Origin of the sequence: Parabacteroides sp. AM17-47 (assembly GCF_003434625.1) — a bacterium.
GTDB lineage: Bacteria > Bacteroidota > Bacteroidia > Bacteroidales > Tannerellaceae > Parabacteroides > Parabacteroides distasonis.
On record NZ_QTLI01000003.1, the window covers coordinates 107,769 to 115,074 of the forward strand.

The following is a 7,306-nucleotide window of genomic DNA, read 5'->3' on the forward strand; positions in this document are numbered from 1 at the left end:
TTCACAAATCATAATTCTAGAAGACAATGAAACGTAGAACCCAAAAGATAACTTATAATATCGTAGTCGGAGTATTAATCGCCTGTGGAATCGCATGGGTATCCGCCAAGTTCATTCATCTGGGCAAGGTGGAATATACGGATAACGCACAAGTCAAGCAACTCATCGTGCCCGTCAACTCCCGGGTACAAGGCTTCATCCAGAAAATCTATTTCGATGAATATCAAAAGGTACGTAAAGGCGATACACTTGCCATTATCGAGGATGCGGAGTTCCGCTTACGGCTCGCCCAAGCGGAAGCCGATTACCAGAACGCATTATCCGGGAAAACGGTAATGACCTCAACGATCCATACGACCCAGAATAACATCTCGGTATCGGATGCCGGCATCCAAGAGGCTAAAATTCGCTTGGATAACGCAGAACGGGAATACAAACGATACAAGAATCTGCTGGAGCAAGACGCCGTCACCAAACAGCAATATGACGCAATCCATACAAATTACGAGGCATCCAAGGCCCGTTATGAGTTATTGCTCCGCCAGAAACAATCCACCGCTCTCGTGAAACAAGAGCAAACACAACGTCTGGCTCAAAACGACGCAGGTATTAAACTTGCGGAAGCCGAATTGGAAATAGCCCGTCTAAACTTATCCTATACGGTAATCGTCGCTCCTTGCGACGGAACGACCGGTCGTAAAGAGATACAGGAAGGTCAATTGATACAACCGGGACAAACCGTCGTAGATTTGGTAGACCTAAATAGCAAATGGATCATGGCGAATTACAAAGAGACACAAACAGCGAACATACTGGAAGGACAACCCGTAGAAATAGAGGTGGATGCCATACCGGGAATCGTATTCAAGGGACAAGTAAAATCGATCTCTCAAGCCACGGGTGCCAGCTTCTCCTTGTTCCCGCAAGATAATTCCGCCGGTAATTTCGTGAAGATCGAGCAACGCATCCCTATCCGCATCGAGTTCTCCGAGGAGAATAAACCGGAGGATATGGAACGCTTACGTGCGGGTATGAATGTAGAATGTTTGGTAAATTATTAATCCTATGCATGAGATAGCTCCTTTCGCCATACCGGCGATGCGTGACTTTGTACCCCAAAAACTACGACCTTGGATTATCATAGCGTTTGTCTTGGTATTCCAGTTCTCCGGGGGTGTCTATCTGGCGGCGGTCAGCGAGATGGTAGGTTCCACGGCTTTGATGCAGGAGGATATCATGATGGCAGGGTATGCGTCGATGGTGGGAATGGGATTGACATTCGCCATTATGTTCCGGCTTAAATTCCGTTTCCCGACAAAAGTCACATTCTTCGTTTGCGGTATCGCCATCATCCTCGCCAACTTGATTTGCATGTATACCCAAAGTATACCGGTACTGGTAGTCACTTGTTTTTTTGCCGGCATCTTCCGGATGTGGGCTACCTTCGAATGTAATTCTACGATCCAGCTATGGCTTACGCCAACCCGGGATCTATCAATCTTTTTCAGTTACATCTACTTATTGGTACAGGGATGCATCCAATTATCCGGCTTGATTACCATATACACGGCGTTCTGGAGTAAATGGGAATATATGCATTGGCTGATCATCGGCTTGATCGGGCTTGTCATGCTAGCTTCCGTTATCTTATTCCGCAATTACCGCTCTATGCCCAAGCTCCCATTATACGGTATCGATTGGTTAGGTGCGGCGATGTGGGGCTCCACCTTATTATGCGTCATTTTCGTTTGTGTATATGGTGAGCATTACGATTGGTTCGATTCCACACCGATCCGCATGGCTTCTATCGCCGCACTCGTGATTTTAGCCCTTAATCTATGGCGTGCCTCATTTATACGGCATCCGTTTATAGCGATACAGACTTGGAGATACAAGGCTGTATACATCACGTTCTTACTTTATATCGTAGTAGATACCTTATTAGCCCCCTCCCATTTATTCGAGCATATTTATATGGAAACGATACTGGGTTATGATTCCACAAACTTGATATCGCTCAATTGGGTCGCATTATCTGGGATTATTCTGGGAAGCGTATTTACCTATTATGTATTCGCTCTTCGTAAATGGAAATACAAGACCATGACAGTCATCGCTTTCAGCGCTATTACCGGATACTTGATGTATTTCTATTTCCGCATTGATTACGATTTACCCAAAGAGGCCTTGGCCCTTCCTATATTCTTGAGGAGTTTCGGGTATGTTATCATCGCTATTTGTTTCCTTACGGCGCTAAGCCGTGTACCTTTCCAGCATTTCTTTGAGGCGGTATCCGTACAGGCTTTTGTTAGCGCGGGATTTGGGAGCGTATTAGGCACGGCGATTCTGGGACGGGCCTTAAATGTCGTGATGAAGAAAAATGCCATCTTGCTTAGCGCCAATCTCGATCATGTGAACCCGGTTATCGGCTACATCCCTCAAGGTGCGCTTTACGGGGCATTGCAGCAGCAAGCTTTAATGGTTACCATGAAAGAGTTATATGGATGGCTTACGATTATCGAGCTTTCTTGCCTTTTACTTTTTATGATAAAAGAGAGCGATATCCGTCCGAGATACGCATGGCATCCCCGTTACAGGGTGATCCGTCGTTACATCAAACATGAGTTACGGGCAAGGATGAGATTCAGAAATAGCGCATAGACCTAATTATATAATGAGAGGCGGGAGAATATCTCGCCTCTTTCTGTAAATATTATTATCTTCGCATCAAAATAAAGCGAAGTCATATGGACCTACTAGAAATAACGCGAAAGCAAGATCCTCTCTATCCGGCCTTTGAACAAGTATATGCAACAAGCTTCCCCCTATTTGAGCAACGAACAGAGCAGCAACAAGAACAGGCCTTCCAGTCTCCTAACTATCATCTAGAGGTTTATCTGAAAGATAACCTCTTTATTGGCTTTATCTCATACTGGGATTTTAGCACCTATGTATATATCGAACATTTCGCCATTCATGAGAACTTCAGAGGACAAGGATATGGCAGCTTATTACTGGAGGATTTTAATAAACGCCTGAATAAGATCATCTTATTAGAGATCGATCCTATCATGGACGAGGTATCAGCTAACCGGTTAAAGTTCTACAAGAAATGTGGTTTCTTTGAAAACAGTTACGACCACCTCCATCCTCCTTATAGAAACACCTATCAAGGACATGCGTTAATCATCCTGACAACAGAGAGGCCAATTACTGAAGATGAGTATATCCAATTCTGTTCCGACTTGCGGAATATCGTCATGGCAAATTTTAAAGAATAAGAGGGAACAGCAAAATGCCGTTCCCTCTTGTCTTTTATCCGCTTCCATCCTCACGGAAGTACTTACGGATGAGCTTTTAATTTATTACTTTAGTATTAATACTCCCGCATGTTCTACCATCGCGGTGTACTTGAAGAATCTATCTCCACACGGGAATTTCAGAATTATATATCTTTTAAAAGGAAGAGATGGGATATTCCCCATCTCTTGACCTATCTATTGTTGTTTAATTATTTAACAACCACCTTAACAGCTTCCTCACCGTCAACCGCTACGGCTACGATACCAGCAGGTACGGCAATTGTTGCGTTATCAGATGTAAGAACTGTCTCTGCGACTACCTTACCTAAGATGTTAGAGATAACTACTGATTTACCAGCAGCGCCTTGGATAGTTACAGTACCATTATCAGTTGTGATGGAAACACCTTCTACAGCATCGATTGTCTCGTTATCTGTAGCGATATCGTCACCTTGCTCTACGTTGAAGATTAAAGCGTCATCACCACCGGTAGCAGTTTCGTCAAACTTAGAATCATCTTTATCAGACAATACCAAGCAACCATTCTGCATTTTCAACCAAGCAGCTTTTGTAGGAGCGATGTCAAGACCATCTGCCTGCATTGATTCGAACAAGAATGATCTATCAGCCTCAACCTCATTAGCGGCAGCATTTCTGTCAACAAAACGCATTGACCAAGTCACATACTTGTGGTTGTCACCAGACAAAACATATTTGTATGATACAAAGTTATCCTTGCTTACACCAGCCTTCTTAGCGGCAGCCCAAGCTGCTTCCTCAGCCTTATTTAAAGCCTCAATCGTGATCTCCTCATTCTTCAAGTTCTTGAATTCGTCTCTCAAGATGAACAATGTATCAGCTACACGAACAGCCTCTACGAAACCGGCACGATCATATTTCTTCCACATATAAGCGGCGTCTTTCTTCGCATCGGAAGTATTAGTCTTATCATGTTTCAAAGCGAAATCATGGAAATTGATCAAATACTTACCTCTCTCGAAGCCAGCGATAGCTGGAGTAGCATGTGAACAGTGCGCTGCGTCTACCTTGTTACCTTCATTGTCATAGTGATTGTGAGTATATGTACAAGCAACACCCGGTGTACCCTCGAAGTCGTTACGATCGATTGAGATCAAATACTGAGGTTTGATATTACCAGCGCCACGATTTACCCATGCCGTATCAACGATGAATGACAAGCCATCTTCCGTCTTATCCGGAGTGTAGATACCTAAGAAATCGATATCACCATTCATGAAATTCTTGTTGTTCTCAACTTGCAAGTACTCTTTACGATATTTCTCGATGAAACGTAATGTATCAGCCTTGTCACCTTCATTACCTTCAAGCTCAAGAGAATTGAAACGACGGTACAGTGGAGTCTCATCCGGTTCGATAGCGAATGCGGATGTTCTGGATTCTTTCAATACTTGAGATTTCAATGTAGCAGAGCCATCATAGTCAGATACACCAGCCTTGTTGTCATCTGAAATTGAATAATGTACATCGTTTACATCTTTAGGGTCTTTTTCAGTAGACAAGATCGCATAATAACACTTACCCGTTTCTTTGATCTCATTATTCTCCTTGAAGAAGAACGGAGTAACCTCCTCATTTTCGCCTGTAGTCCGATAATCGTTATGAGTAGGTACATTGAACTTATCCTCTTTATTGATAGCTAAGCCAATACCATTTAATTTCACTACATAAGCCGTTCTATAAAGTTGTTTCAAGCCTTTGATACGATCTTGATGTTCTTTCTCTACCTTGAAACCAAACTTCTCTACCGCATATACAGAGCTGTTTGCACTTCTCTTAGCAGTATCTACATTAAAGGCAGATACACCAACATTAACTGTCAAAGTTGAGTCTTTAGAAGACTTAGCGATGTATTTATCCGTCGCATACGGATGCCAGTAATTAAATGTATATTTATTAACCTTCAACTCATCGTTCGTTAAGTTCTTATAACCTAACAAAGAATCAGATACAGCCTCGGCCGGAACCTCTACAAAACGTAAGTCACTCTTCGCTGCTACTGTAAATTTAGAAGAAACACCATCTTGTGTTAATTCTACATTGCTTTTTGTATATACATATTCCGTATCAGCATTCTTATACAAACTAAATGTTCCTTTCGCATCATCAAACTCACGGTTAGTAGCTGTTACTGAAGACAGATTATTCTGATCTTTAGCGTTTGTCTTCAAAACAACCCATTGATAGGCTGGCATATGAGCTACATTTTGCTCATCAGCATTCACGGTAGTCCAACGAATCACGCCATTCTCATAGATCGGAGAAGCTAAGTACTCACCCTTCTTGTTCATGATGTAGTAAACACCATCCTTAACAGAGGTCTTTGATTGATCAGCCTCACAACCACCATAACCTAATTTGATGGTTGTATTCTGTTTGGAATAATCAACGGTCAAGATACGAGTCTCATCCTTGATCAAATCTTGCAAAGACACACGCCAGTTATTTCTTTGGTTGTCTGTCTTTTGATAAATCTCTTTCCAATATTTTACCTTATCATCATCACCTCTCCAAGTGATCTTTTTCACATAGATCTTCAATTCATCTTTGCTAGGAGAATAAACAAATAAGAACTTATGTTGATCTTGTAAATCCCCTAAGCGATCAATAGCCTCTTGTGTTTTGCTAGGACCAGTCCAGCCATAAGCCAAGAACTTGGCACCGGTCTCATTTGTATAAGCTGTATCGACCTTCAAATAAGTGTCCTTATTATCATCGTTCTTACGTGTCACATAAAGCCATTCGCCATTTGTCAAAGTCGCAGTACTGCTAGCATTCACATCGTAATACTTGTTATCACCTGTAGATTCAGCGATAAATTCCTTCTCGTTGAACGGATTCTTTAAGCTGGTACCCTTAACATCCGGAGAGAAATTCAATTTAACACCCGCATCAGCATCCTGCAAATCGAAAATCTTATTCAATTGATCCGCATCTAATACGATATCTTCTGCTTGATACAAAGTAAAGCCAGAGAACGTATTCTTCGCTTCAGTTGAAAGGTTTGAAAGATCTGTAACGTCTGTAGCAGCTGTAGGATCTACCTTTACATCATTCAAGGCATATTTAGCGACCTTGATAGTTCCGTTATCGTTCAACAAACCAATAACAGAGTCTGTGCTAAAGTGAGAATACAAAGGAACATTCTTCTCCAACTTATTCAATACAGAAGAAAAGGCCCAACCAGAGATCTCACCACCGATTATAGGCTTCCACCAATAGCCCTTCTTACCATCCGCACTTTTCAGATCATCACCCATAGCGATATCCAACATCATGCCAGTACCCTTGTTCATGAAATCGAATTTTACCGCTTGACCTTGACTATACGGCTGAGTAGTCACACACCATAACGTATTTTTCAAAACGAAATCCTTATCATTGGCACTCATTGCGACCAATGAATATTCGCCATTCACTTCCTTCATCATCAAGATCTGATCATTCGCATCTCTCAATTGATAAAGGCCGCCCTTGGTATCTTTGTCATACGTAGGCAAAGCTTGTGCACTTTTGTTAATGTCAAGAGCCACTCCGTCCTTAACATCAGCAAGATTCTGCGCATTAGCAGATACCGCAGCAACAAGCGCAGCACCTGCCAAAAGAGTAGAAAACTTTTTGTTCATAATAAATAAATTAATATTAATACTAGTGTTTATTAAGATAATCAACCTGTTAGACTAATTGAAAATCGTCGTTTGCTATTAAAAACGACTAGTCTAAACGATCGTCTAAATCTTGCGTTTTTTGAGCGTCGAAACGGGAGGTTTGTTGAAGGAACCGCTTGTTTCGTGAAGGATAACCTATCCTATTGATAAGAAAGAGAATAAGTGATAAAAAAATAGCTCGGAAGGGTTGCAAGTATCGAAGAAATGCGTACCTTTGCAAATGACTAAAAGAATCGATCGTTTAAACTAGTCGTTTCTATCCCATAAAAAATTCTCAAATATCAACGTATTTAACTA

4 protein-coding genes are annotated in these 7,306 nt (G+C 41.8%); 3 read left to right on the plus strand and 1 reads right to left on the minus strand.

From position 1 onward, the window contains the following. The first annotated feature begins 26 nt into the window (after nucleotides 1–26). The 3 genes from DW205_RS03150 (at nucleotide 27) to DW205_RS03160 (ending at nucleotide 3,281) form a co-directional block, all read left to right on the plus strand. Entirely contained in the window at nucleotides 27–1,061 is a 1,035-nt protein-coding gene (locus tag DW205_RS03150; protein WP_005866701.1) for an HlyD family secretion protein, read from the plus strand. Nucleotides 1,062–1,065: 4 nt separating this feature from the next. Continuing rightward, on the plus strand, nucleotides 1,066–2,661 hold the full coding sequence (locus tag DW205_RS03155) for a hypothetical protein (RefSeq protein WP_121963054.1): 1,596 nt from the start codon (nucleotides 1,066–1,068) through the stop codon (nucleotides 2,659–2,661). A gap of 86 nt (nucleotides 2,662–2,747) precedes the next feature. Further along, nucleotides 2,748–3,281 carry a GNAT family N-acetyltransferase gene (locus tag DW205_RS03160; RefSeq protein WP_005866697.1) on the plus strand — a complete coding sequence of 178 codons (534 nt, stop codon included), beginning with the start codon at nucleotides 2,748–2,750 and terminating at the stop codon, nucleotides 3,279–3,281. Between the two features lie 230 nt (nucleotides 3,282–3,511). Here DW205_RS03160 and DW205_RS03165 read toward each other — a convergent pair whose 3' ends face one another. Further along, nucleotides 3,512–6,967 (minus strand): DUF6383 domain-containing protein, encoded by a 3,456-nt coding sequence (locus DW205_RS03165; protein WP_005866696.1) that lies wholly within the window; start codon nucleotides 6,965–6,967, stop codon nucleotides 3,512–3,514. Nucleotides 6,968–7,306 lie beyond the last annotated feature (339 nt).